General features: G+C 46.9%; 1 protein-coding gene and 1 pseudogene. Both read right to left on the reverse strand.

Going from position 1 to position 1022, the window contains the following annotated elements; all coding sequences use genetic code 11:
- Window positions 1–228, reverse strand: a pseudogene (locus R7Z41_RS24525) (ABC transporter substrate-binding protein); the annotation flags it as partial.
- Window positions 229–934: 706 nt separating this feature from the next.
- Window positions 935–1022: L-rhamnose isomerase (locus tag R7Z41_RS24530; RefSeq protein WP_318141707.1), on the reverse strand; the 88-nt coding region annotated here is incomplete at its 5' end.

Genomic DNA, 1022 nt, shown 5'->3' on the forward strand with positions numbered 1-1022 from the left:
CGGGATCACTTCGGTGGTGCCGATTTTAAATTCAACCAGACGGTTATAAAGCGGGACGGAAGAGGCGTCATAGGTGGTGCCGGAGGTAAACAGCTGCGGGTTAAACCCTTCCGGAGATCCTTCTGAGCAATAAACCAGAGTTTTAGCCTGAACACTTGCTGCGACGGTCATAGCCACCAGGCTGAGACCAAGCTTCAGCATCCCTGACTTTTTCAAGGAAATACGCATTATTCTGCTCCAATTGTGATGTTTGTTGTTTTAACCCTTTGCAGTGGGTTGTCGCTGCCTGACCTTTTTTGTTTTTTGCCCGGTCGGGTCAACGTTATGAGGTGGGGATGCCGTACTAATTAACATCAGTGTAACAGTGCGGATCCTCCATAAAATGCCCCTCGTGACCTACAATCTGTCAACAGAATGTGAAAACGTCAATACAGCCAACCGGGATTTACACCAACGGTGAGAATCCACAAACAAAGATTAAAAAAACTTCAAACAGCTATTTGCAGCAGAGAAATTTGTGCTACTCCAACATGACCAGAACAATCAGCTTAATATTTAGCAACATTTGGTGATTAAGTTTTATGCATTTAATGAAAAAAATCTGAGGAAAAGGTGGATATCTGAGCGATTAATACCATGAACGCTAAAACGCACAGCGGAAAATGCCAGGGCCAGCCATAAGTAACGCAAAAAAAGATTTAAGCAAATATAAAAAAAGACAATGGTTTCTGTCACAAATCCGTTAATGGATAGTGAGATATGGGGCGCAAATTTGGCAGGGAAATGTGTGTCGTGTAGGTCGAATAAGGCGGTCGCGCCGCATCCGACAATGGCCGGCACATTTGCCTGATGCGACGCTGACGCGTCTTATCAGGCCTACAACTGTTGCCGACCTGTAGGCCGGATAAGGCGCTCGCGCCGCATCCGGCAGTGTTTACCCGCGGCGACTCAAAGTTTCTTTCTCATATGCCCGCACGCTCTCCAGCCATTCGCTACCCGTTGGGGTATCGTGACGTTGGCAA

Source organism: Vibrio sp. 1457 (genome assembly GCF_033340195.1).
Classification (GTDB): domain Bacteria; phylum Pseudomonadota; class Gammaproteobacteria; order Enterobacterales; family Vibrionaceae; genus Vibrio; species Vibrio alginolyticus.